Annotated in this window: 19 protein-coding genes; 8 read left to right on the top strand and 11 right to left on the bottom strand. The window is 64.0% G+C overall.

Going from position 1 to position 24,364, the window contains the following annotated elements; translation table 11 throughout:
• Window positions 1–105 precede the first annotated feature (105 nt).
• The 3 genes from QUG01_RS05615 to QUG01_RS05605 all read right to left on the bottom strand — a co-directional run bounded on the left by QUG01_RS05615 (window position 106) and on the right by QUG01_RS05605 (window position 4,608).
• Window positions 106–807, bottom strand: a complete 702-nt coding sequence (locus QUG01_RS05615) for a MarC family protein (protein ID WP_043626159.1) — start codon at window positions 805–807, stop codon at window positions 106–108.
• A 105-nt stretch (window positions 808–912) separates the two neighbouring features.
• Window positions 913–2,439: an amino acid permease gene (locus QUG01_RS05610; protein ID WP_500829266.1), complete on the bottom strand. Its 1,527-nt coding sequence runs from the start codon at window positions 2,437–2,439 to the stop codon at window positions 913–915.
• A gap of 249 nt (window positions 2,440–2,688) precedes the next feature.
• Complete coding sequence (locus QUG01_RS05605) at window positions 2,689–4,608, bottom strand: potassium transporter Kup (protein ID WP_500829265.1); 1,920 nt, start codon at window positions 4,606–4,608, stop codon at window positions 2,689–2,691.
• Between the two features lie 418 nt (window positions 4,609–5,026).
• Here QUG01_RS05605 and QUG01_RS05600 point away from each other — a divergent pair, with 418 nt between their 5' ends.
• The 4 genes from QUG01_RS05600 to QUG01_RS05585 are packed head-to-tail and all read left to right on the top strand — an operon-like array spanning window position 5,027 to window position 13,883.
• Entirely contained in the window at window positions 5,027–6,268 is a 1,242-nt protein-coding gene (locus tag QUG01_RS05600) for an MdtA/MuxA family multidrug efflux RND transporter periplasmic adaptor subunit (RefSeq protein WP_500829264.1), read from the top strand.
• Window positions 6,269–6,283: 15 nt separating this feature from the next.
• On the top strand, window positions 6,284–9,385 hold the full coding sequence (locus tag QUG01_RS05595) for an MdtB/MuxB family multidrug efflux RND transporter permease subunit (protein WP_500829263.1): 3,102 nt from the start codon (window positions 6,284–6,286) through the stop codon (window positions 9,383–9,385).
• Window positions 9,382–12,486, top strand: coding sequence for a multidrug efflux RND transporter permease subunit (locus QUG01_RS05590; RefSeq protein ID WP_500829262.1), 3,105 nt, complete (start codon window positions 9,382–9,384; stop codon window positions 12,484–12,486). Before QUG01_RS05595 ends, QUG01_RS05590 begins: the two co-directional genes overlap by 4 nt.
• A gap of 5 nt (window positions 12,487–12,491) precedes the next feature.
• The gene (locus QUG01_RS05585; RefSeq protein WP_500829261.1) at window positions 12,492–13,883 is read left to right on the top strand and encodes an efflux transporter outer membrane subunit; all 1,392 of its coding nucleotides are present in this window, start codon (window positions 12,492–12,494) and stop codon (window positions 13,881–13,883) included.
• Between the two features lie 43 nt (window positions 13,884–13,926).
• On the opposite strand, the gene QUG01_RS05580 is transcribed toward QUG01_RS05585, so the two are convergent.
• A complete protein-coding gene (locus tag QUG01_RS05580; RefSeq protein WP_500829260.1) occupies window positions 13,927–14,682 on the bottom strand; it encodes a glutathione S-transferase N-terminal domain-containing protein in 756 nt (251 codons plus the stop codon).
• Between the two features lie 118 nt (window positions 14,683–14,800).
• Here QUG01_RS05580 and kdsA point away from each other — a divergent pair, with 118 nt between their 5' ends.
• Window positions 14,801–15,649: a 3-deoxy-8-phosphooctulonate synthase gene (gene kdsA, locus QUG01_RS05575; protein WP_500829259.1), complete on the top strand. Its 849-nt coding sequence runs from the start codon at window positions 14,801–14,803 to the stop codon at window positions 15,647–15,649.
• Between the two features lie 467 nt (window positions 15,650–16,116).
• On the top strand, window positions 16,117–16,464 hold the full coding sequence (locus tag QUG01_RS05570; RefSeq protein WP_500829258.1) for a hypothetical protein: 348 nt from the start codon (window positions 16,117–16,119) through the stop codon (window positions 16,462–16,464).
• Window positions 16,465–16,514: 50 nt separating this feature from the next.
• Here the strand turns inward: QUG01_RS05570 and QUG01_RS05565 are convergent, their stop codons facing one another.
• The 5 genes from QUG01_RS05565 to QUG01_RS05545 all read right to left on the bottom strand — a co-directional run bounded on the left by QUG01_RS05565 (window position 16,515) and on the right by QUG01_RS05545 (window position 19,971).
• On the bottom strand, window positions 16,515–17,138 hold the full coding sequence (locus QUG01_RS05565) for a 3'-5' exonuclease (RefSeq protein ID WP_500829257.1): 624 nt from the start codon (window positions 17,136–17,138) through the stop codon (window positions 16,515–16,517).
• Entirely contained in the window at window positions 17,135–17,338 is a 204-nt protein-coding gene (locus tag QUG01_RS05560; protein ID WP_103321470.1) for a hypothetical protein, read from the bottom strand. Before QUG01_RS05560 ends, QUG01_RS05565 begins: the two co-directional genes overlap by 4 nt.
• A 78-nt stretch (window positions 17,339–17,416) precedes the next feature.
• The gene (gene arfB / locus QUG01_RS05555) at window positions 17,417–17,824 is read right to left on the bottom strand and encodes an alternative ribosome rescue aminoacyl-tRNA hydrolase ArfB (RefSeq protein ID WP_500829256.1); all 408 of its coding nucleotides are present in this window, start codon (window positions 17,822–17,824) and stop codon (window positions 17,417–17,419) included.
• Window positions 17,825–17,917: 93 nt separating this feature from the next.
• Window positions 17,918–19,444 carry a thioredoxin family protein gene (locus QUG01_RS05550; RefSeq protein WP_500829255.1) on the bottom strand — a complete coding sequence of 509 codons (1,527 nt, stop codon included), beginning with the start codon at window positions 19,442–19,444 and terminating at the stop codon, window positions 17,918–17,920.
• Between the two features lie 107 nt (window positions 19,445–19,551).
• On the bottom strand, window positions 19,552–19,971 hold the full coding sequence (locus QUG01_RS05545) for an OsmC family protein (protein ID WP_500829254.1): 420 nt from the start codon (window positions 19,969–19,971) through the stop codon (window positions 19,552–19,554).
• A 115-nt stretch (window positions 19,972–20,086) separates the two neighbouring features.
• On the opposite strand from QUG01_RS05545, the gene tsaD reads away from it, so the two are divergent.
• Together tsaD and QUG01_RS05535 are read left to right on the top strand one after the other, a co-directional pair.
• Window positions 20,087–21,112, top strand: coding sequence for a tRNA (adenosine(37)-N6)-threonylcarbamoyltransferase complex transferase subunit TsaD (gene tsaD, locus QUG01_RS05540; RefSeq protein WP_500829253.1), 1,026 nt, complete (start codon window positions 20,087–20,089; stop codon window positions 21,110–21,112).
• A 141-nt stretch (window positions 21,113–21,253) separates the two neighbouring features.
• On the top strand, window positions 21,254–23,152 hold the full coding sequence (locus tag QUG01_RS05535) for an ATP-binding cassette domain-containing protein (protein WP_500829252.1): 1,899 nt from the start codon (window positions 21,254–21,256) through the stop codon (window positions 23,150–23,152).
• Window positions 23,153–23,425: 273 nt separating this feature from the next.
• Here the strand turns inward: QUG01_RS05535 and QUG01_RS05530 are convergent, their stop codons facing one another.
• Window positions 23,426–23,944, bottom strand: a complete 519-nt coding sequence (locus QUG01_RS05530) for a 2'-5' RNA ligase family protein (RefSeq protein WP_500829251.1) — start codon at window positions 23,942–23,944, stop codon at window positions 23,426–23,428.
• Window positions 23,937–24,293, bottom strand: coding sequence for a VOC family protein (locus tag QUG01_RS05525; RefSeq protein WP_500829250.1), 357 nt, complete (start codon window positions 24,291–24,293; stop codon window positions 23,937–23,939). Before QUG01_RS05525 ends, QUG01_RS05530 begins: the two co-directional genes overlap by 8 nt.
• Window positions 24,294–24,364: the final 71 nt, after the last annotated feature.

Genomic DNA, 24,364 nt, shown 5'->3' with positions numbered 1-24,364 from the left:
GAATGGACTCGAAATGTTGAACACAGTGTGCGCCGCCCTACCCGCCGTCGCTTTGCCTCAAATCAATAAACGCCGGCCATGGCGCAGCCATGCGGCATCAACCGGTCAATGCAGCAGGCCGGCATGATCCTGCAGCCATTGGCTGGCCAGCTCGCCAAAACCGTCCCACATGATCTGCACGCCCAGACACAACAAGATGAAGGCGGACAGCCGCAGGAAGACGATGGAGCCGGTCTGCCCCAGGTAGCGCAGCAGCTTGTCGGCGTGGGCGTAGCACAGGTAGACCAGCACGCTGCTGGCCAGCACGGCGGCCGATCCCGCCAGCGGGGCGATGGCGTAGCGGACGATGCCCTTGCCGCTGCCGGTGAGCGTGGCGCCGATGGTGATGGCGACGGAGATCGAGCCCGGCCCCACCGTCAGGGGGAAGGTCAAGGGATAGAAGGCGCGTTGCTTCAGCTCGGCCGTGTTGTCAGAACGCGCAGGTTCGCTGGACGTTTGGCTGGATTCCGCCGGCGTGTCGTTCAACATGCGCCAGGCGGCAAAGGTGATCAGCAGGCCGCCGGACATCTGCACCACCGGCAGCGAAACCCCGAAGAACGACAGCACATAACCGCCGACATACATGCTGCCCACCAGCAGCAAGGCGCAATACAGGGCGATCCGGCGCGCCAAGTAACGGCGCTGCTGCGGCGTATTGCGCGCCGTCATCGAGATGAAAATGGGCACCAGGCCCGGCGGGTTCATGATGGGCAGCAGCGCGGCCATCACGAAAAGAAACTTGGTCATGAAGATGGACAGCAACTGCATCGGGGCCGGCTCCGCGGAATATTTCAAATGGTATCGAGATTGCGGATGAAACCATAAAAAAAGCCCGCTTGCCAGCGGGCTTTGTCAAATATCTGCAAGTCGCCGTCAGGCTTGCGCGGAGGCCAGTTTGCCGCCCTTGCCTTCGTCGCGCTGATCCAGCGCCTTGCGGTGCGCTTCGGCCAGTTCGATCTCCTCCAGCGGCACCAGACTCGTCTTGTGCATCACGCGATAGCCCCACCACAAAGCCAGGAACAGCGGAATGCCCAAATAGGTGGCGATCACGCCGTACCAATCGACCTTGGCCGCGGTGAAGGCGGTGTAGTTCTGGCCCAGCATGATCAGCAGGCACAAGGCGAAGGCGAACATCGGGCCCAGCGGGAACCACTTGGCTTTATACGGCAGGTCATCCAGGCTGTAACCCTGCTTCACATAGGCGCGACGGAAGCGGTAGTGGCTGATCGCGACGCCCAGCCAGGCGATGAAGCCCGTCATGCCTGACGAGTTCAGCAGCCACATATACACCGCATTGCTCTCGAACAAGGAGGTCAGGAAGCACAGGCAGGCCACCAGGGTGGTGGCATACAGCGCGTTGCGCGGCACGCCGTTGTCGGATAGCTTGCCGAACAGCTTGGGCGCCATGCCGTTCTTGGCCATCGCGTACAGCATGCGGGTGGAGGCGTACATGCCGGAGTTGCCGGCGGACAGGATGGCGGACAGGATCACCGCGTTCATCAGGCTGGCGGCGAAGGCCAGGCCGGCGCGATTGAACACCAGGGTGAACGGGCTGGCGCCGACGTCCTTCATGTCGTTCTTCAGCAGCGAGGGATCGTTGTGCGGCAGAATCAGGCCGATGATCAGGATGGACAGCATGTAGAACATCAGGATGCGCCAGAAAATCTGGCGCACGGCGCGCGGAATGGTGCGGCCCGGATTGGCCGACTCGCCGGCGGCCACGCCGATCAGCTCGGTGCCCTGGAACGAGAAGCCCACCACCATGGCCACGCCGACAAAGGCGGCCAAACCGCCGATGAAGGCGCCGTCGCCCTGCGTCATCACGGCCAGGCCCGGCGCGATGCGGTGCGGATCGGGCTCGGTCATGATGCCCAGAATCATCAAAAAGCCGATGACGATGAAGGCGATGATGGTGGCCACTTTCAGCATCGAGCACCAGAACTCCGCCTCGCCGAAACCCTTCACCGAGAAGTAGTTCAGCACGAAGATGATGACCAGGAAGCCGCCGCTCCACAGCACGCCCGGCACGCCGGGGAACCAGTAATTCATGATGATGGCGGCCGCGGCCAGCTCCACCGCGATGGTGATGGCCCAGTTGTACCAGTAGTTCCACCCCTGGGCGAAGCCGAAGGCCGGATCGACGAAGCGCGAGCCGTAAACCTGGAACGAGCCGGACACCGGCATGAAGGCGGCCATTTCGCCCAGACTGGTCATCAGGAAGTACACCATCAGGCCCACCAGCGCATAGGCCAGCAGCGCGCCGCCGGCGCCGGCGCCCGAAATGGTGGCGCCGGAGGCCAGGAACAGGCCGGTGCCGATGGAGCCGCCGATGGCGATCATCGACAGGTGGCGCGCCTGCAGCGAACGGCGCAGCTCCTGGGCGTCTTGTTTCTTGTCCATATCCAACTCTCTCTGCGTATTTCTCGCCGCGCGGCTCGCGCCGGACGGCCCCCGATCTTAAGGGTCGACTAATAAAGCGGCAAAGAATGACATTGATCGCGGGCATTGACTAGCCTGAATCCGCCATTTCCAGCAAAAAACGAAAATGTCATGTTCGAAAGAGAAATATCGACTCGCCCGCACCGCCCGACAGGCAAGAAAAAGCCGGGCTCAGCTCGGCCTCATTGCCTTATCACGCAAAGTGTTGCATTACAGCTCAATCCGGGCGCCCAACTCCACCACCCGGTTTGGCGGCAAACGGAAATACAGCGTGGCGCTGCGCTCGTTCTGCCGCAGAAAACTGAACACGCCGATCAGCCAGCGCTTGAAACCGCTGCTGCCCATGGCGGGAACCAGCGTCTGCCGCCCAAGATAATAAGTGGTGCAGAGCGGCTCCAGCTCCGGCAGATTCAGCAAGGCGGCCGCATGCGCCATCACCTCCGGCACATCGGGTTCTTCCATATAGCCATAGCGCGCCACCACGCGCGCCACGCCCTCGCCCAGCCGCCGCACCGCCACACGCTCGCCTTTCACCCGCGGCACGTCCTGCATCTGCAGGGTCAGCAGCAATACGGTCTCGTGCAGCACCTGGTTGTGCTTCAGATGATGCAGCATCACCAGCGGCGCGCCGTCCGCGCTCTCCGACAAAAACACCCCGACGCCCGGAATGCGCGCCACCGGATTCATTTGCAAACTGGACAGCAAGGCCTCGATAGGCAGTTGCCTGTCCTGCCCTTCCTTCACCTGCAGACGGCGGCCGCCAAACCAGCAGCCCATCAGCATGAACATGAACAGGCCCAATGTCAGCGGCAGCCATCCGCCATCCATGAATTTCAGCGCGTTGGCCAGCACGAAAGCCAGATCGACCACGAACAGGCTGCCCGCCACCGCCATCACCGCCCACCACGGCCAATGCCAACGGCTACGCGCCAGCACGGCAAACAAGATGGTGGTGATGGCCATGGTGGTGGATACGGCCAGGCCAAAGGCGGCGGCGAGCTTGTCCGACTGGCGGAAACCCAGCACCACCGCCACGGTGGCCATCATCAGCAGCCAGTTCAGCAGCGGCAGATAAATCTGGCCCTTATGGCTGCGCGAGGTATGCAGCACCAGCACCCGCGGGAAGAAACCGAGCTGCACCGATTGATGGGTGAGGGAGAATACCGCCGTGATCAGCGCCTGCGACGCGACGATGGTGGCCAAGGTCGCCAGCGCCACCATCGGATACAGCCCCCACTCCGGCACCATCGAATAGAACGGCCGGCCTGACAGATGGGGATGGGCCAGCAGCAGCGCGCCCTGCCCCAGATAGCTCAGCAGCAGCGCAGGCAGCGCCAGGCCATACCAGGCCAAGCGAATCGGCCGCGCGCCGAAATGCCCCATGTCGGCGTACAGCGCCTCGGCGCCGGTCAGGCACAATACCACCGCGCCGAGCGAAACAAAGCCGGCAAAGCCGTTGCGCTGAAAATAGCTGATGCCATGCAAGGGGTTGATCGCTTGCAAAATGACCGGGTTCTGCCACAACTGGGCGATGCCGAGCGCCGCGATCACCACGAACCAGGCGGCCAGAATGGGGCCGAACACCACGCCCACCCGGCCGGAGCCGAATGGCTGCACCATGAACAGCAGCACCAGAATCACGACCGTAGCCGGCACCACATAGGCCGCCAGCGCGGGGGTGGCCACCTGCAAACCTTCCATCGCGCTCAACACGGAAACGGCCGGCGTGATCACGCCGTCGCCATACAACATGGCTGCGCCAGCCAAGCCGAGCAAGACCCAGAAACAAGTGGAATGGCCGGCCGTCTCGGCCTTGTCGCCGGCGATCTGCGCCAGCAGCGCCAGAATGCCGCCCTCTCCTTTGTTGTCGGCCCGCATCAACACCAGCACGTACTTGATGCTGACCATCAAAATCAGCGACCACAAGAACAGCGACACCACGCCCACCACATTGTCCGGCGTCGGCCGCACGCCGTGATCGCCGTTGAACGCCTCCTGCAAGGCGTACAGCGGGCTGGTGCCCAAGTCGCCATACACCACGCCCAGCGCCGCCAGCGCCAGCATCGCCACCGGCGGCTGTCGTTTTCGATCGGAAGCCGCGATGGCCCCGTTGCGCACACCTGCCTGCATCGTCATCTCCTTGTCGCTACGCTTCCCTGCCGTGCCGCGGGCACGGTGAAAAGCGCATGCTAGACCGTGGCGGATAAATTTCGCGTAAACATTTCATCCCATACGCAAACAACCGGTAAAAATCACAATCTAGACGTCACCGAGCGGCGCCGCGCGCAAGCCCATGACTCAAAAGCGTTTCCCGGTGCCGCTCGAGACATGCCGCCAAAAAAAGAAAGCAAACAATTGCTTTAATTTAACAAATTCAAACACAAAGCGCGCCCGCGCTCAAACCACGCTCATATTATGCAGGCACGATTTAGCACGGTTTATTGGCATAGTCTGCCGCCTTATACGCCAGCTATGCAGCAAAACGCATGAAAAACTGTCATGCTATGCACGATCAATAACAAATGATACGCCATTCCGGAGCACCTGCATGTCAAGCCCCACGCCCGTCAAATCCCGCCGTCTGCCGCTCGCCATCGCCGTCATCGCCGTCCTGGGCGGCGGCTGGTGGTGGCACCAACATAGCCAGAATGCAATGGAGGCGGCAGCCAGGAACAAGGGGGCGGCGCCGGTGGCCGTGGGCGTGACCGAAGTCAGAACCATGGATGCTCCACTGCGGCTGAACGCACTGGGCACAGTCAACTCCACCTATACCGTGACCGTGCGCAGCCGCGTCGACGGCCAGCTGGACAAGGTGCACTTCAGCGAAGGCCAGATGGTCAAGCAAGGGCAGTTGCTGGCCGAACTCGACTCCCGTCCCTACCAGGCCACGCTGACCCAGGCGGAAGGCCAGCTGCAACGCGACCAGGCCCTGCTGGCCAATGCCAGGATAGACCTCGCGCGCTACCAGCAGCTGTCGGGACAGAATTCCATTTCCAAACAGCAGGTCGATACCCAACAGGCCCTGGTGCATCAATACGAGGGCACGGTCAAAGTGGACCAAGGCGCCGTAGCCGCGGCCAAGCTGAATGTCGACTACGCCCGCATTACCGCGCCGGTCAGCGGCCGCGTCGGCCTGCGCCAGGTGGACCCGGGCAATATCGTCCACGCCAGCGACGCCAACGGCCTGGTCACCATCACCCAGACCCAGCCCATCAACGTGGTGTTCGCCATTCCGGAAGTCAGCCTGGCCTCGGTGCTGCAGGCCGCCAGGGACAACAAGACGCTGAAAGTGGAGGCCTGGGACCGCGACAACAAGCACAAGCTGGCCGACGGCACGCTGCTGGCGCTGGACAACCAGCTGAACACCGGCACCGGCACCATCAACATCAAGGCCAAATTCGCCAATGAACAGCAAGAGCTGTTCCCCAACCAGTTCGTCAACGTCAATCTGGAACTGGGCGTGCGCAAAAACGCCATCGTAGTGCCGACGGTGGCGGTGCAATTGGGCAAAGTAGGCAATTACGTTTACACCGTGGGCGACGATTCCACCGTCAGCCTGGCCAAGGTCAAAACCGGCCCGGCCTCAGGCAACAACACCATCATCGAGGACGGTTTGAAGCCGGGCCAACGCGTAGTCATAGACGGCGTAGACAAACTGCGCGACGGCGCCCAGGTGAAAGTCGTGGATCGCGCCGCGCAAGCGCGCGAAGCCGCCGCCAGCGCGGGCAAGGGACATAAAAAGCACGGCGCTGGCCCGCAGGGCAAGCGCCCAGCCTCCGCCGCCAACTAAACGGAAGGAAAAGGCATGAATCCGTCCCGTCCGTTTATTCTGCGGCCGGTGGCCACCACCTTATTGATGGTGGCCATCCTGCTGACCGGCCTGGTGTCCTGGCGCATGCTGCCGGTTTCGGCGCTGCCCGAGGTCGACTACCCCACCATCCAGGTGGTGACGCTGTATCCCGGCGCCAGCCCCGACGTGATGACCTCGTCGGTCACCGCGCCGCTGGAGCGCCAGTTCGGCCAGATGCCGGGCCTGTCGCAAATGTCCTCGTCCAGCTCCGGCGGCGCCTCGGTCATCACGCTGCAATTCAGCCTGGACCTGACGCTCGATGTCGCCGAACAGGAAGTCCAGGCGGCCATCAACGCCGCCAGCAACCTGCTGCCGTCGGACCTGCCCAGTCCGCCCATTTATAACAAGGTCAACCCGGCCGATACGCCGATCCTGACCATCGCCGTCAGCTCCCCCACCCTGCCGCTGACCAAGCTGGAAGACCTGGTGGACACGCGGCTGGCGCAAAAACTGTCGCAGGTGCCCGGCGTCGGCCTGGTCAGCATCAGCGGCGGCCAGCGGCCGGCCGTGCGCATCCAGAGCAATCCCAAGGCGCTGGCGGCGCGCGGCCTGACGCTGGAAGACATCCGCACCGCCATCGGCAGCGCCAATGTCAACCAGGCCAAGGGCAGTTTCGACGGCCCGCTGCAGGCATCCACGGTGGACGGCAACGACCAGCTGCAATCCGCCGAGGAATACAGAAACGTCATCATCGCCTACCAGAACGGCGCGCCGGTGTTCCTCAAGGATGTGGCCAAGGTGGTGGATTCCGCGGAAAACGTGCGCCTGGCCGCCTGGTCCGGCACCACGCCGGCCATCATCCTCAACGTACAGCGCCAGCCCGGCGCCAACGTGATCCAGGTGACTGACCGCATCAAGGCCCTGCTGCCGCAGCTGCAAAGCACGCTGCCCGGCGCGGTGGACGTCCACGTGCTGAGCGACCGCACGGTGACCATCCGCGCCTCGGTGGAGGACGTGGAGTTCGAGCTGATGCTGGCCATCGCGCTGGTGGTGATGGTGATCTTCGTCTTCCTGCGCAATATTCCCGCCACCATCATCCCCGCCGTGGCGGTGCCGCTGTCGCTGGTGGGCACCTTCGGCGTGATGTATTTGACGGGCTTCTCCATCAACAATCTCACGCTGATGGCGCTGACCATCGCCACCGGCTTCGTGGTCGACGACGCCATCGTGATGATCGAGAACATCGCCCGCTACATCGAAGAAGGCGAAAAGCCGATGGCCGCGGCGCTGAAGGGTTCCAAGCAGATCGGCTTCACCATCATCTCGCTGACCATTTCGCTGATCGCGGTGCTGATCCCCTTGCTGTTCATGGGCGACGTGGTGGGCAGGCTGTTCCGCGAATTCGCCATCACCCTGGCGGTGTCCATCCTGATTTCCGCTTTCATCTCGCTGACGCTGACCCCGATGATGTGCGCGCGGCTGCTCAAGCACGTGCCGGAAGAGAAGCAAGGCCGCTTCTACCATGCCAGCGGGCAATTCTTCGACCGCATCATCGCCCGTTACGGCGTGGCGCTGAACTGGGTGCTGGACCGACAGAAAACCACGCTGCTGGTGGCAGTCGGCACCCTGGCGCTGACCGCCGCGCTTTACGTGGCCGTGCCCAAGGGCTTTTTCCCGCTGCAGGACACCAGCGCCATCCAGGGCATCAGCGAGGCCTCGCAATCCATCTCCTTCGGCGCCATGGCTGATCGTCAGGAGGCGCTTGCCGACGCGCTGCTGAAAGACCCGGCGGTGGACAGCCTGTCGTCCTTCATCGGCGTGGACGGCGCCAATGCCACGCTGAACAGCGGCCGCCTGCTGATCAACCTGAAACCCAAGGACCAGCGCGACAATATCCGCACCGTGCTGGCGCGCCTGCAACAGCGCGCCGCCGACGTGCCCGGCATGTCGCTGTATCTGCAGCCGGTGCAGGACCTGACCATAGACGCCCGCGTCAGCCGCACCCAGTACCAGTTCACGCTGCAGGCCACCAGCCAGGACGACTTATCCACCTGGGTGCCCAAGCTGGTGCGCCGGCTGCAACAGGAACCGGCATTGGCCGACGTGGCCAGCGACCTGCAGGACAAGGGCCTGCAGGCCTACGTCAACATCAACCGCGACGTGGCCTCCCGCCTCGGCGTCACCACCGCCGCGATCGACAACGCGCTGTATGACGCCTTCGGCCAGCGGCTGATCTCCACCATCTTCACCCAGACCAACCAATACCGCGTGGTGCTGGAGGTGGACCCCGCGCATCAACGCGACCTGCTGTCGCTGAAGGGCATCTATGTGCCCACCGCCAGCGGCGGCCCGGTGCCGCTGGACACCGTGGCCACCATAGAGGAGCGCCCCACTTCGCTGGCGATCAACCATCTGGGCCAGTTCCCCACCGCCACCATCTCCTTCAATTTGAAGCCAGGCGCGTCGCTGGGCGAGGCGGTGGACGGCATCCGCAAGGCCGAGTCCGAGCTGGGCCTGCCGGCCAGCATGGACACCAAATTCCAGGGCGCGGCCATGGCGTTCCAGGCGTCCTTGTCCAACACGCTGTGGCTGATCCTGGCCGCCATCGTCACCATGTACATCGTGCTGGGCGTGCTGTATGAAAGCTATATTCATCCGATCACGATTCTCTCCACCCTGCCGTCCGCCGGCATCGGCGCGCTGCTGGCGCTGATGGTCACCGGCACCGACCTGTCGGTGATCGCCATCATCGGCATCATCCTCTTGATCGGCATCGTCAAGAAAAACGCGATCATGATGATTGATTTCGCGCTGGAGGCGGAGCGCGAACACGGCATGAGCCCGCGCGAGGCGATCTACCAGGCCTGCCTGCTGCGTTTCCGTCCGATCCTGATGACCACCATGTCGGCGCTGCTGGGCGCGCTGCCGCTGATGCTCGGCGGCGGCATGGGCTCCGAGCTGCGCGAACCGCTGGGCATCACCATGGTGGGCGGCCTGATGGTCAGCCAGGTGCTGACGCTGTTCACCACCCCGGTGATCTACCTGGCCTTCGACCGCCTGGCGCGCCGCTTCGGCCGCCAAGCCAAGCCGGAGCTGAGCGAAGAGGCTGAAGCATGATCCCGTCGGCGCCCTTCATCCGCCGCCCGGCGGCCACCACGCTGCTGACGCTGGCCATCCTGCTGGCCGGCCTGATCGCCTTCAAGCTGCTGCCGGTGTCGCCGTTGCCGCAGGTGGACTTCCCCACCATCTCGGTATCGGCCAAGCTGCCCGGCGCCAGCCCGGAAACCATGGCCGCCACGGTGGCCACGCCGCTGGAGCGCGCCCTGGGCCGCATCGCCGGCGTCACCGAGATGACGTCCACCAGCTCGCTCGGCTCCACCAACATCACGCTGCAGTTCGATCTGGACCGCGACATCAACGGCGCGGCGCGCGACGTGCAGGCGGCCATCAACGCCGCCCGCTCGCTCTTGCCCACCGGCATGCCGTCCAATCCCACCTACCGCAAGGTGAACCCGGCCGACGCGCCCATCATGATCATGGCGCTGACCTCGGACAGCATGACCCGCGGCCAGATGTACGACGCCGCCGACTCCATCCTGGGGCAGAAACTGTCCCAGGTGGACGGCATCGGCAATGTCATCATCGGCGGCGGCGCCCAGCCGGCGGTGCGGGTGGAAATGAACCCGGCCCAGCTGAACCACTACGGCATCGGCATGGAAACGGTGCGCGCCGCCATCACCAGCACCAACGCCAACCGGCCCAAGGGCTTTCTGGAAAACGAAGACCGCCACTGGCAGGTTCAGGCCAACGATCAGGCCGGCAAAGCCAGCGACTACCTGCCGCTGATCGTCAGCTACAAAAACGGCAGCGCGGTGCGCATCTCGGACGTGGCCGAAGTGCACGACTCCGTGGTCGACCTGCGCAACGCCGGCATGCTGGGCAAGCAGCCGGCGGTGATGCTGATCCTGTTCCGCCAGCCCGGCGCCAACATCATCGAAACCGTCGATCGGGTGAAGGCGCTGCTGCCGCAGCTGCAGGCGTCGATTTCGCCGGCGATCAAGATCAATCAGGTGATGGACCGCACGCCGACCATCCGCGCCTCGCTGTCCGAAGTGGAGCGCTCGCTGGTGATTTCCATCGGCCTGGTCATCATGGTGGTGTTCCTGTTCCTGCGCAGCGGCCGCGCCACCGCCATTCCGGCCATCACCGTGCCGGTGTCGCTGGTAGGCACTTTCGCCGTGATGTATCTGGCCGGCTTCTCCTTGAACAACCTGAGCCTGATGGCGCTGACCATCGCCACCGGCTTCGTGGTCGACGACACCATCGTGGTGCTGGAGAACATCTCGCGTCACATAGAAAACGGCATGAAACCGTTTCAGGCCGCGCTGCAAGGCGCGCGCGAGGTGGGCTTCACCGTGCTGTCGATGAGCATTTCGCTGATCGCGGTGTTCATCCCCATCCTGCTGATGGGCGGCATCATCGGCCGGCTGTTCCGCGAATTCGCCGTCACCCTGTCCGTCGCCATCCTGGTTTCGCTGGTCGTCTCGCTGACCACCACGCCCATGCTGTGCGCGCGCTGGCTGAAGGCGCATGACGCGCATCAAGCGCCGGGCAAATTGTTCCAATGGAGCGAGCGCGCGTTCGACGCCATGCTGGACGGCTACCGCCGCTCGCTCAGCTGGGCCTTGCGCCACAGCCGCCTGATGATGGTGATGCTGGGCGCCACCATCGCCTTGAACGTGTTCCTGTACACCGTCATCGCCAAGGGCTTTTTCCCGCAGCAGGATACCGGCCGCCTCACCGGCATGATACGCGCGGACCAGAGCATCTCCTTCCAGGCCATGCAGCACAAACTGCAGCGCTTCATCGACGTGGTGGGCGCCGATCCGGCGGTGGACAAGGTGGTGGGCTTCACCGGCGGCGGGCAGCGCAACGGCGCCAATATGTTCGTCAGCCTCAAACCGCTTACGGAGCGCAAGGAAAGCGCCGACCAGGTCATCGCCCGGCTGCGCAAGAAACTCTCCAACGAGCCCGGCGCCCAGCTGTTCCTGCAGTCGGTGCAGGATATCCGCATCGGCGGCCGCTCCAGCAATGCGCAGTACCAGTACACCTTGCAGGGCGACGACCTCGCCGAGCTGCGCGAATGGACGCCCAAGGTGCAACAGGCGATGAGCAAGATTCCGTTCCTGGCGGATCTGAACAACGATCAGGAAGTGAAGGGCCTGCAAACCTCGCTGACCTTCAATCGCGCGGCGATGGCGCGGCTGGGCCTGACCCAGGCCCAGGTGGATTCGGTCCTGAACGACGCCTTCGGCCAACGCCAGGTCTCCACCATCTACAACGCCTTGAACCAATATCATGTGGTGCTGGAGGTGGCGCCGCAATACTGGCAGAGTCCGGAAGGCCTGCGCGACATCTATCTGCAAACGCCGGGCGGCCAGCCGACGCCGCTGTCAGCCATCGCCAGCTGGAAACCGACCAATACCTCGCTGTCGGTCAACCACCAGAGCCAGTTTGCCGCCACCACCATCTCGTTCAACCTGCCGCCGGGCAAATCGCTGTCCGACTCCACGCAGGCGATCGACGCCGCCATCGCCGACATCGGCTTGCCCAGCAGCATTCGCGCCAGCTTCCAGGGCACGGCCAAGTCCTTCCAGGCCTCGCTGGACAGCCAGCCCTATCTGATCCTGGCGGCGCTGGTGGCGGTGTACATCGTGCTGGGCATGCTGTACGAGAGCGTGGTGCATCCGATCACCATTCTCTCCACCCTGCCCTCGGCCGGCGTGGGCGCGTTGTTGGCGCTGATGGCCACCGGTGGCGAGTTCAACATCATCGCGCTGATCGGCATCCTGCTGTTGATAGGGATTGTGAAGAAAAACGCGATCATGATGATCGACTTCGCGCTGACCGCCGAGCGCGAACAGAGGCTGACGCCGGAAGCCGCCATTCTGCAGGCCTGCCTGCTGCGCTTCCGCCCCATCATGATGACCACCATGGCCGCGCTGTTCGGCGCCTTGCCGCTGGCGCTGGGCCGCGGCGACGGCGCCGAGCTGCGCACGCCGCTGGGCATCTCCATCGTCGGGGGCCTGCTGCTGAGCCAGCTCTTGACGCTGTACACCACGCCGATTGTCTACCTGTATCTGGACCGCTTCCGCCTATGGTGCCTGAAGTGGCGCGGCAGCCATGGCCACGCGCTGGCCGATGGCAAAGAGGAATGATTGCGATGCATAAAACAAGAAAACCATTGAAATCCGGCCTGATCGCCGCCGCGGCCGCCCTGGCGCTGGCCGGCTGCGCCGTCGGCCCCGACTATGTCAAGCCGAAACTGGACATCCCTGCCAGCTTCAAGGAGGACGGACGCTGGAAAACCGCCGAGCCGCAGGACGCCATGCCGCGCGGCGACTGGTGGGCCGTATTCCAGGACGCCACGCTGCACCGGCTGATGGACACGCTGAACCGGCAAAGCCCGACCATCGCTCAGGCCGAGGCGCAATACCGCGAGGCGCAGGCGGCGCTGCGGCAGGCCCAAGCCGGGCTGTTCCCCTCGCTGTCGGCCAACGCCTCAAAAAGCCATGGAGTGGCCGCGCCCGGCGCCGGCGCGACAAACGGGTACAACCTGGGGCTGTCCGCCAGCTGGGAAGTGGACCTGTGGGGCGCCGTGCGCCGCGAAGTGGAGGCCGGCAAGGCCAAGCAGCAGGCATCCGAAGCCCAACTGGCGGCCATCCGGCTCAGCAGCCAGACCCAGCTCGCCACCGCCTATTTGCAGCTGGTGGTAGCGGACATGCAGTTGGCCAATCTGCGCCAGAGCGAAAAACTGCTGGGCGACACCCTGCAGCTGACGCGGAACCAGTACGCGGCCGGCATCGTCGGCGACGACGCCGTGGCCTCGGCCGAAAGCCAGTGGAAAACCGCCCAGGCCGCGGTAGTGGACAAGCGGCTGACGCGCGCCCAACTGGAGCACGCCATCGCCGCCCAGTTGGGCCTGGCGCCGGCCAGCTTCGCGCTGCCGCCGGCCAGCCAGCAGCCGCATCTGCCGCAGATCCCGGCCGGCCTGCCCTCGACGCTGCTGGAGCGCCGCCCCGACATCGCCGCCGCCGAGCGCAATATGGCCGCCGCCAACGCGCAGATCGGCATCGCCAGGGCCGCCTTCTTCCCGACGCTGACGCTGGGCGCCAGCGGCGGCTACCGCGGCTCCACCTTCGCCGATTGGGTGACGCTGCCCAACCGCATCTGGTCAGTCGGCCCGTCGCTGGCGCTGACGCTGTTCGACGCCGGCCTGCGCCGCGCCCAGACCGATCAGGCCATCGCCGGCTACGATGCCAGCGTGGCCAGCTACCGCCAAACCGTGCTGGCGGCTTTGCAAGGCGTGGAGGACAATCTGTCGGCGCAGAGCCTGCTGAAGGAAGAAGCCGACATGCAGCGCGCGGCGGTCGCGGCGGCCAAGCGGGCGGAAGCCATCGCGCAGAATCAGTACCAGGCCGGCACGGTGGCGTATCTGAATGTGCTGTCGGCGCAAAATGCCCGCATCGCCGCCGAGAACAATCTGTGGACCGTGGTCAACCGCCAGTACACCGGCAGCGTCGCGCTGATCGCCGCGCTGGGCGGCCGCTGGTAAGCTTGCCGCCCAGTAAGACCGGCCATGAGCCCCGTTCCCCGCTTCAGCCGCGCGCCGGCACCTCCAAACCGCGCGCCACGGCCGGCCTCGCGGCAAAGGCCGCCAGCGCGCGTTGCAGATTCGGACAATCGGCAAAGCCCACCAGCTCCCCCGCGCCATAATAGCCGACCAGATTGCGCACCCACGGCCAGATGGCGATGTCGGCGATGGTATAGTCGTCGCCCATGATCCAGTCGCGGCCGGCCATCCGCCCTTCCAGTACGCCCAGCAGGCGGCGCGACTCGGCGGCATAGCGATCGCGCGGCCGCTTGTCCTCGTAATCCTTGCCGGCGAACTTATGGAAGAAGCCCAGCTGGCCGAACATCGGGCCGACGCCGCCCATCTGGAACATCAGCCACTGCAGGGTTTCATAGCGGCCGGCGGGGGCAGCCGGCAGCAGCTTGCCGGTCTTTTCCGCCAGATAGATCAGAATGGCGCCGGACTCGAACAGCGCCAGCGGTTTGCCGCCGGGGCCGTTTGGATCGAGGATGGCCGGGATCTTGTTGTTCGGGTTCAGCGACAAGAATTCCGGCGACAGCTGCTCGTTGCGCTCGAAGCTGACGGTATGCGCCTCATAGGGCAAACCGATCTCCTCCAGCATGATGGATACCTTGACGCCGTTGGGCGTGGCCAGCGAATACAGCTGCAAGCGGTCCGGGTATTGGGCCGGCCATTTGCCGGTGATGGGAAAGGCGGACAGGTCTGCCATAGAAGAACGCTCGTTTTGGGTGGTCAAGCCGACATCATACGCGTACGGCATGTCCGCGTCGCCGCCGCTTGTTCGGGATGGTTCGCGCCGCGCAGTGGGTATATCATGTCGTTTTGCTCAATCCGGCCGCGCCCCTCGCGCGGCCGCGCACGAACACAGGAAGACTCCCTTGATCAACGTTACCCTTTCCCCGTCCGTCACCGTCGGCAACGCAGCCCCGTTCACGCTGTTCGGCGGCGTCAATGTGCTGGAATCACGCGATCTGGCGCTGCGCGCAGCCGAGGAATACGTTCGCGTCACCCAGAAGCTGGGCATTCCCTACGTGTTCAAGGGCAGCTTCGACAAGGCCAACCGCTCGTCCATCCATTCCTATCGCGGGCCGGGCCTGGAAGAAGGCATGAAGATCCTGCAGGCGGTGAAGGATGCCTTCGGCGTGCCGGTGATCACCGACGTGCACGAGCCGTGGCAAGCCGCCCCGGTGGCCGAAGTGGCGGACGTAGTCCAGCTGCCGGCCTTCCTCGCCCGCCAGACCGACCTGGTGGTGGCGCTGGCCGAGACCGGCCGCGCCGTCAACATCAAGAAGCCGCAGTTCATGAGCCCGGCGCAGATCCAGAACGTGGTGGAAAAGTTCGTCGAAGCCGGCAACGAGCAGCTGATCCTGTGCGACCGCGGCACCTGCCTCGGCTACGACAACCTGGTGGTGGACATGCTGGGCTTCGGCGTGATGAAGAAGGTATCCGGCAACCGTCCGGTGATTTTCGACGTCACCCACTCGCTGCAGCAGCGTGAATCCGGCGCCGCGGCTTCCGGCGGCCGCCGCGCCCAGGTAGCCGAGCTGGCCCGCGCCGGCATGGCGGTGGGTTTGGCCGGCCTGTTCCTGGAAGCCCACCCGAACCCGGCCGAAGCCAAGTGCGACGGCCCCAGCGCCCTGCCCCTGGCGCTGCTGGAACCGTTCCTGGCGGAAATCAAGGCCATCGACGACCTGGTCAAGTCCTTCCCGCCGCTGCAGATCAGCTGATACCGGCCATAGCCGAATGCGGCGATAGGCTTGGACGCGGCAGGGGAAAGCCACCTCTGCCCTGTCGCCATGTTCCGAATGAGCGGCGATCAGGCGGCGCGGCGCCGTTTTTCCTTGCCCGGCGGCACCGCGATGAAACTGACCGGCAAGGGCGATCCGCGATCACCCGCTCCAGACTGCAGACATGGCCAAGCGACAGCGCAGTTTGTTCAGGCCCCGCGGAAAAGCGGCGATTGTCGAACCGTTCGCGCCAGCGGGCCAGCCTCAAGTTCGTAGCAAAGCATTCAATGGTTTCTATTAGCGCAGTATTGATACGTATTTATAAGCTGCCGCAAGCTACCTAGTATGAATCAGGGCGGCTCCTACCTGCCGGCAGTACCTGCTTGGCACGCAAGCGCATCGCACATCCCGCGACGAATGTAACCCTTCCGGCCGCCCTCCCCTTTCCAACTCCCCCCGGGGGCAACATGTCTACCACCACCGAAAATCAAGCCGCCATTGCGGACGCGACAGCCACCAGGAGTTATGCCTGGACGCTGACCGCCTTCCAGCAGCAGGGCACCCTCTGGCTCAAATGGAGCAGCACTGCGCCATTCCGCGCCCAGCAAGGCCAGATTCACGTTTACGAGAGCACGCACTTCCCGGCCAACCCTCAGGACCAAACCAAAAAATGGACTTGGGACGACGCGCCGAACAGCCCATGGGACACCGGCCTGCCCTGGGGCTCCAACTGGTATTGCGCCTATATCGCACAAAGCCCGCCCAATGGACAATATGTTTATGTAGTACAGGTCATTACACCGCGTGAAGCGTAACTCAGCGCCAACAAAAAGCGGAAGCCATGGCTTCCGCTTTTTTCATGCCCTCAACTGATCCGCCGCGACTGCAAATCCAGCAAATACGGTTTGACTTTGGCCGCCGTCACCTTCTGCAGCTTGCACAACAAGGCGTGGTCGATGTCCGGCAGATGGAACTGCCGCTGCAGCGTGTCGCCCAGCAGCGTCAGCAAATTGGCAGCCATTTCGGCGTCGGCCAGCGCGCGGTGGGCGCGGCCGGCATCGGGCAGCTTGGCCCAGCGCGTCAGCGTGCCGAGCTTGTGGTCCGGCGCCTGCGGCAACAGGCGGCGCGACAGCAGCAAGGTGCAGGCGAAATCCTGCCGGCGCGCCAGGCCCAGCAAGGACAGTTCATGGTCCCAGAACTTGCGGTCGAAACTGGCGTTATGCGCCGCCAGCGGCGTGTCGCCGACAAAACGCGCCGCCTCGCGCATCACCTCATGCGCCGGCGGCGCGGCGCGCAACATGGCGTTGCTGATGCCGGTCAGCTGTTCGATCATCGGCGGCACCCACACGCCTGCGTTCATCAGACTCTGGAAGCGGTCGACGACGCGCCCGTCTTCCACCATCGCCACGCCTATCTCCGTGGCGCGGCAATCGCGGCCCGGCGTGATGCCGTTGGTTTCAAAGTCGATGACGGCGACGCGCTGCCTCATGCCAGCGCGGCCTTGGCAGCCTCTTCCGGCGTCAGGCCGTCAAAGAACTGGTCGGTATACCATTCAGCCTGCTCTTCGATATGCTCCTGAGCTTCGGCCGCGGTCGCGCCGGCCGCCACCAGATGGGTCTCCACCTCCGCGCACCAGGCCAGCAGCGCCAGCGTTTCCTCATCCAGTTTTTCCTGCGGCTTCTTCGACATCGAGATTTCCTTGCAATTCAGTACATTATCGAGCCGGGCATTGTACCCGGCTTTGAGCGGCGCGCAAGCGAAACCGGCTTAATCGATCACGCGGCCGCGCAGCGACTTGATCGCCGCGCGCTGGGATTTGCCGGCCAGCCGGCGCTGCTTGGAGCCATAAGTGGGCTTGGTGGCGCGGCGCGCCTTGGGCGTATGGCTGGCGCCGTCGATCAGCGCCTGCAGCCGCAGCAACGCATCGGCGCGGTTCTGCTCTTGGGTGCGGTACTGCTGCGCCTTGATCACCAGCACGCCTTCCTTGCTGATGCGTTGATCGTTCAGGCCCAGCAACCGCTCGCGCAGCCATGCCGGCAACGATGAGGCGGCAATGTCAAAACGCAAATGGATGGCAGACGACACTTTATTGACGTTCTGCCCGCCTGCGCCCTGGGCGCGCATCGCGGTGAACGTCACCTCGTCCTCTTTGACTACGTAGCGGGGGGATGACACGGCACAATTAGCTGCAAGCAAAAGCCTATTATACGCCTGAAACGGAAAAGCCCGCCGCGCAGACAGGCGGGCGGGCTTGGGCCAGGGGGATGTTCAGGACTTCAGGCTCTTGACCAGCCCGTCGCATACCGGTTTCTGCGCATCGGCGGCCGGCAGCTTTTCGCAGACGCCATTCAACTGGCCGGCCAGACGGCTGATCGCCTCCGCGTGCTTGCCATCCTGGTTCCAGGTTTTCAGCCGGCTGGCGACGCGCTCCAGCGAGCGGCGGCTGCGCTCGTAGAACGCGCTGTCGGACTTGGCCGCGTCGGCAAACACTTCTTGGGCGGCGGTTTCGATCCGGGCGGCATCCTGCGGCGCCAGCTCCACCGCGTTGCCGACATAGCTGGCGCCCCACTGCAGCCGCGTCGCCTGCCCCTCGGCGGCTTGATAGGCCTTTTGATACCAATCGAGCGCCGCCGCCTTGTCGCCGCGCGCCTTGGCGTTGGAGGCCAGGATCAGCATGTGGTAGTACGGCGCATGCGAGGTCTTCAGCTCGCCTTGCAGCAATTTGTCGGACTCCGCCAGCAGCCCGGCATCGGCCAGCAGCTCGCCGGCAGCCGTGATCACCGCCTGGCGCTGATACGGGTTGGCGCTGGCCTTGTCCGCCGCCGCCACCTTGCTCTGAATATCCGTCACCAATTCGGCCGGCAACGGCTGCTTGGGACGCTCAGCCTTGTACAGATCCAGCACGGCGGATTCGGCGCCGAGTCGGTCGCTCCAGGCCAGGGATTCGTCATTGGACAACCGCTGCAATTGGCCATGGAATGCCGCCCGCAATGGCGCGTCGCCCAGCAGCTTCAGCAGGTCGGCCGCCGCGTAAATCACGATGTCGGCATTGGCGCGGCTGAGCGTGTCGTCGTTCAACACGTTCAGCAGGCGAGCGCGGGCTTCCGCTTTATCGAATTCAGGCGGCTGCTTGTCGCCCGCCAGCGCGGCCAGCGCCTTCAATTGCAAGCGGGTGGCAGTGGCGGCCTGCTCAGCCGGCGCCTGGCGCGCCAGCTTGACCAGCGCAGCCGTCACGTCAGATTCCGGAATGATCTGCCCTTGGTCGACATCCCAGGCGTAATCGGCCAGCAGCTGCCAGTCATCGGCCGCCAGCGGCTTGCCGGCCAGCGCGTCGGCCAGCAGCGCCTTCACCGGCCTCACCGTGGTCAGGCCCAGCTGCAAGGTGCGCAGATAGCGTTGCGGGTCCACCTCGCCCGGCAGGCGGGTGATCTCCGTGCCATCCGGGCGGAACAGAATCATCGTCGGGTAGCCGCGCACCTTGAACCGCTCGCCCAACTGCTGGGCGTTGTCGCTGTCGCCGTCCAGATACACCGGCACAAACTGCTTGGTGGCGGCGATGAAATCCGGCCGGTTGAAAATGGTGGATTTGACCTGATTGCACGGCGGGCACCACACCGCGCCCCAGTACAGGAATACCGGCTTGTTTTCGCTACGCGCCTTGGCGAACGCGGCGGGCACATCGCCCTGCTGCCAGGCGATGCCCGGCGGCAAGGCGTGGTCGTTGCTGACATCGGCATGCGCCAGCGGCATCAGGCCGGCCAGCGCCAGGGACAACACCAGGATGGTTCGCTTCATGTATTGGCCTCGCACATTGATTTTAATGCCATCATGCTAAGCCAGGTGCTTGATCAACATAAAGCTCTATTTTTGATTTGCTTAGCTGAGCCGAAGCAAAAACGCCGTCACTCAACTTCCCGCAACTCAAAATCATGCGTGATGTCGGCCGTCTTGCCCAGCATGATGGAAGCGGAGCAGTACTTCTCCGCCGACAGCTTGATCGCCCGCTCCACCGCGTCCGGCTTCAAATCCCGTCCTACGACGACAAAATGGAAATGAATCTTGGTGAACACCTTGGGATCGACGTCAGCGCGCGCCGCCTCTATCTCCACCCAACAGTCGCGCACGTCCTGGCGGGATTTTTTCAGGATGGTGATCACGTCATAGCTGGTGCAGCCGGCGGTGCCCAACAGCACCAGCTCCATCGGCCGCGGGCCCAGATTGCGGCCGCCGCCTTCCGGCGCGCCATCCATCACCACCGCGTGGCCGCTGCCGGTTTCGCCCATGAAGCACACGCCGTCCACCCATTTCAGTCTCGCCTGCATCGCACTCTTCCCCTTTTTGATCGAAAAACCTCATCAGACTAACATCGCCGATTTGGGCAGACAAAGATTCACCGGTAGAATAGAAAGATTGTCCCGTTATATCCGAGCTGCACCCATGCTGGTACTTGGTATTGAATCTTCCTGCGACGAAACCGGCGTCGCGCTTTACGACACCGAACACGGCCTGCTGGCCCATCAGCTGCACACCCAGATGGCGATGCACGCCGAGTACGGCGGCGTGGTGCCGGAGCTGGCCAGCCGCGACCACATCCGCCGCGCCATCCCGCTGACCGAGGCCTGCCTCGCCGACGCCGGCAAAACCTTGGCCGACCTGGACGCCATCGCGTATACGCAGGGCCCCGGCTTGGGCGGCGCGCTGATGGTGGGCGCCAGCATGGCCAATGCGCTGGCCTTCGGCCTGAACATCCCGGTAATCCCGGTGCATCACCTGGAAGGCCATTTATTGTCGCCGCTGCTGGCCGATCCCAAGCCGGAATTCCCTTTCCTGGCGCTGCTGGTCTCCGGCGGCCACACCCAGCTGATGGCGGTGCGCGGCGTGGGCGACTACGAAATCCTCGGCGAAACGGTGGACGACGCCGCCGGCGAGGCCTTCGACAAAACCGCCAAGCTGCTGGGCCTGCCCTACCCCGGCGGCCCGCTGCTGTCCAAACTGGCCGAATCCGGCAGCCCGGACCGTTTCACCCTGCCGCGCCCCATGCTGCATTCCGGCAATCTGGACATGAGTTTTTCCGGCCTGAAAACCGCCGTATTGACGATGACCAAGCAGGTGGAAGCCGAGCACGGCGAAATCGACGAGCAGACGCGGATGGACATCTGCCGCGCCTTCCAGGAGGCCATCGTCGAAGTGCTGGTGAAAAAATCCCTCGCCGCGATGAAACAGGCCGGCATGAAGCGGCTGGTGGTGGCTGGCGGCGTCGGCGCCAACAAGCAGCTGCGCGCCGCGCTCGACGATGCCGCCGCGCGCAAGCGTTTCGAGGTGTTCTACCCGCCTTTGGCGCTGTGCACCGACAACGGCGCGATGATCGCCTTTGCCGGCGCCATGCGCGTGAAGTATGCGGAACAGCCGGGCAGCTTCAGCATCAAGCCGCGTTGGGATTTGTCCAGCCTGCCGGCGGTGTAAACCTAAATATTTTATCAGCCACGAAAACCACGAAAGCACACGAACAACTCCCGAAGCCGGCAGGCCGCCGCTGAGTCAGCAGCTTGCTCCGCCAGCTTTATTTTTCGTGTCGTTTCGTGGATTTCGTGGCCCAATACCATCATGATCCAACTCAAAAACCTAAGCCTGCGCCGCGGCCTGAAAGAACTGCTGATCGGCGCGAATCTGACGCTCAACCCAGGCTACAAGGCCGGTCTGACCGGCGCCAACGGCGTCGGCAAGTCCAGCCTGTTTTCCATGCTGCTGGGCGAATTGCACGCCGATGGCGGCGATATGCTGATCCCGCCCAACTGGATCATGGCCCATGTGGCGCAGGAAACGCCTGCGCTGGAGCGCAGCGCGCTCGATTACGTGCTGGACGGCGACAAGGAGCTGCGCGCGCTGGAAGCGCAACTGGCCGAGGCGGAAGCCAGGCACGACGGCAACGCCATCGGCCATCTGCACGGCGAATTGGCGCATATCGACGCCTATTCCGCCTCGGCCCGCGCCGGCAAGCTGCTGACCGGCCTCGGCTTCGACGAGGCGGCCCAGCAACGTCCGGTGGCGAGCTTCTCCGGCGGCTGGCGCATGCGGCTTAACCTGGCCCAGGCGCTGATGTGCCGTTCCGATCTTTTGCTGCTGGACGAACCCACCAACCACTTGGACCTGGAAACCGTGCTGTGGCTGGAGGATTGGCTGAAGGCCTATCCCGGCACGCTGCTGGTGATCTCGCACGACCGCGACTTCCTGGACGCCATCTGCAGCCACATCGTCGAAGTGGCCAACCAGACGCTGACGCTGTACACCGGCAACTACAGCCAATTTGAAGTGATGCGCGCGGAGAAACTGTCGCGCCAGCAAGGCGAGTACGAAAAGCAGCAGCGCCAGATCGCCCACCTGGAATCGTTCATCACCCGCTTCAAGGCCAAGGCCAGCAAAGCGCGCCAGGCGCAAAGCCGAGTCAAGGCGCTGGAGAAGCTGGAACGGATCGCGCCGGCCCATACCGCCTCGCCGTTCGACTTCCATTTCGACAGCCCGGAACACCTGCCCAATCCGCTCTTGAAGCTGGACAAGGCCAATGCCGGCTATGGCGACAAGACCATCCTGTCCGATATCAGCCTGTCGGTAGAGGCCGGCGCGCGCATCGGCCTGTTGGGCGTCAACGGCGCCGGCAAATCCACGCTGGTCAAGCTGCTGTCCGGCGACCTTTCCCCGCTATCCGGCGAGTGCATCAACGCGCAGATGCTGAAGATAGGCTATTTCGCCCAGCACACGCTGGAAACGCTGCGTCCGGACGAATCGCCGCTCTTGCACATGCAGCGCCTGGCGCCGACCACGCGCGAGCTGGAATTGCGCAGCTTCCTGGGGGGATTCAACTTCCGCGGTGACGCCGCCACCGACCCGGTCGGCCCGATGTCCGGCGGCGAAAAGGCGCGCCTGGCGCTGGCGATGATAGTCTGGCAGAAGCCCAACCTGCTGCTGCTGGACGAACCGACCAACCACCTGGACCTGGAGATGCGCCACGCGCTGACGCTAGCGCTGCAGGACTTCACTGGCGCGCTGATCGTGGTGTCGCACGACCGCAGCCTGCTGGAATCCACCACCGACGTATTCTGGCTGGTCAGCGGCGGCAAGGTGCAGCCGTTCGACGGCGATCTGGAAGACTACCGGCAATGGCGCATCGCCCAATTGGCCGAAGGCAACAAACCATCCGACGGCGATGCCCAGGGCGTGAACCGCAAGGAGCAAAAGCGCCAGGAGGCAGAGGCGCGCCAGCAGTTGGCCAAGCAACGCAAGCCGCTGCAAAACCGCCTGAACAAGCTGGAACAGGAAATGGACAAGCTGTCGCAAGAGAAAACCCAGCTGGAAGCCTTCCTGTCCTCCGCCGAGGCGTACGACGACGCCAACAAGCTGAAGCTCGCCGACAGCGTCAAACGACAGGGGGAAGTGGCCAGCCGCCTGGCCGTGGTGGAGGAAGAATGGATGGAAGTGCAGGAACAGCTGGAAGCGCTGGAATCCTGATCACGCCACTACCCAAGCGCCATGAGCGAAACGCCGCCCCATCCGGGCGGCGTTTTCGTTTTTGAACATAATCCACATCAAGATTGAACAAGGCTGTGGACAAGTTAGGGACAAGATGAAAAATCCCTTTACCTTGAAATACTTGCCTCGCACGCTCAAAATTTGAGCAATGACGGAACTTTCCCACACCCGGCAAGAACAAGCCTGGTGACAGATTGTGGATAAACCAGCCAAGCCCATGAGCGGAAAAGAGAAAATTCGTGCGCTCATTTTTTAATCAATTCTTGCCACAGCCCGACCCAGCGTCATCCGTCCCAGTTGCTGCCACGGTTGGCCGCCGTACTGGCGGATCATGCTGACCGCGACGAATGTGATGGCGATGTGCCGCGGCAGGCCCGGGGTATCCAACAATAGATTGCCGGCCGCGCGCGGGTTGCGCGGATGCGCCAGCGTCAGGTGCGGAGCATGACCGCGCGCGGCGCTGCCCAACACCTCGCGGCGCATGGCCTGGAAATCCGCCTCGCCGGCGACGCAGGGCAACATGATACCGTGCCCCTGAAAGCGCTCCGCCGGGCCGAACGCCAGCCGCAACGGTCCCATTCCACGCAAGCGCTCAAACAGAAGAACCCTGTCCAAATCGGCGATTTCGTCCTCGCGGCACAGCGTGACGTGCGCCGCGATGAGTCTGGCCTGCACCGGGTCCAGCGCATGGCGCAGCGCCTCCAGCGGCTCGCCCTGGACGCGCGGCACAAACAGGGTCAACTGCTCGCGCAGCCTGGCGGTCTCAGCCATGGGCCGCGCAATGGCAAAGCTCGAACTCATTGCCTCCAGGCGAGGCCAACACGATGGAGTTCATTTGCGGATTGGCCAGTCCGTCCAGCACCACCGTCGCGCCGGCCTCTTTGGCGCGGCTCACGGCAGCCGCCAATCGCTCCGGCGCCAGTTCGAACACCGGCACGGCGGCGCAGCCTTGCAGTTCCTCGCCAAAATCATTCAGCAGCATGCCCAAGCGGGTTTCGCCCACCATGAATTCCGACCAATGGCTGCCCCGCTTCAGCGGCTCCCTTTCCAGAAAAGCCTGCCAAAACGCCAGCTCCGCCTCCATCTCGGCCACCTTGAAATACATGCTGCGGATGCGCATTGCTTTTCCCCTCTGCGATTGAACGCGATAGACATTATGCCCAAAGCATCTTAAATGCATTCATCCGGGGG

This window comes from Chromobacterium sp. CCUG 76385 (genome assembly GCF_059916625.1).
The sequence above is the reverse complement of the archived record's forward strand: the minus strand, read 5'-3'. Positions and strand labels throughout refer to the sequence as shown.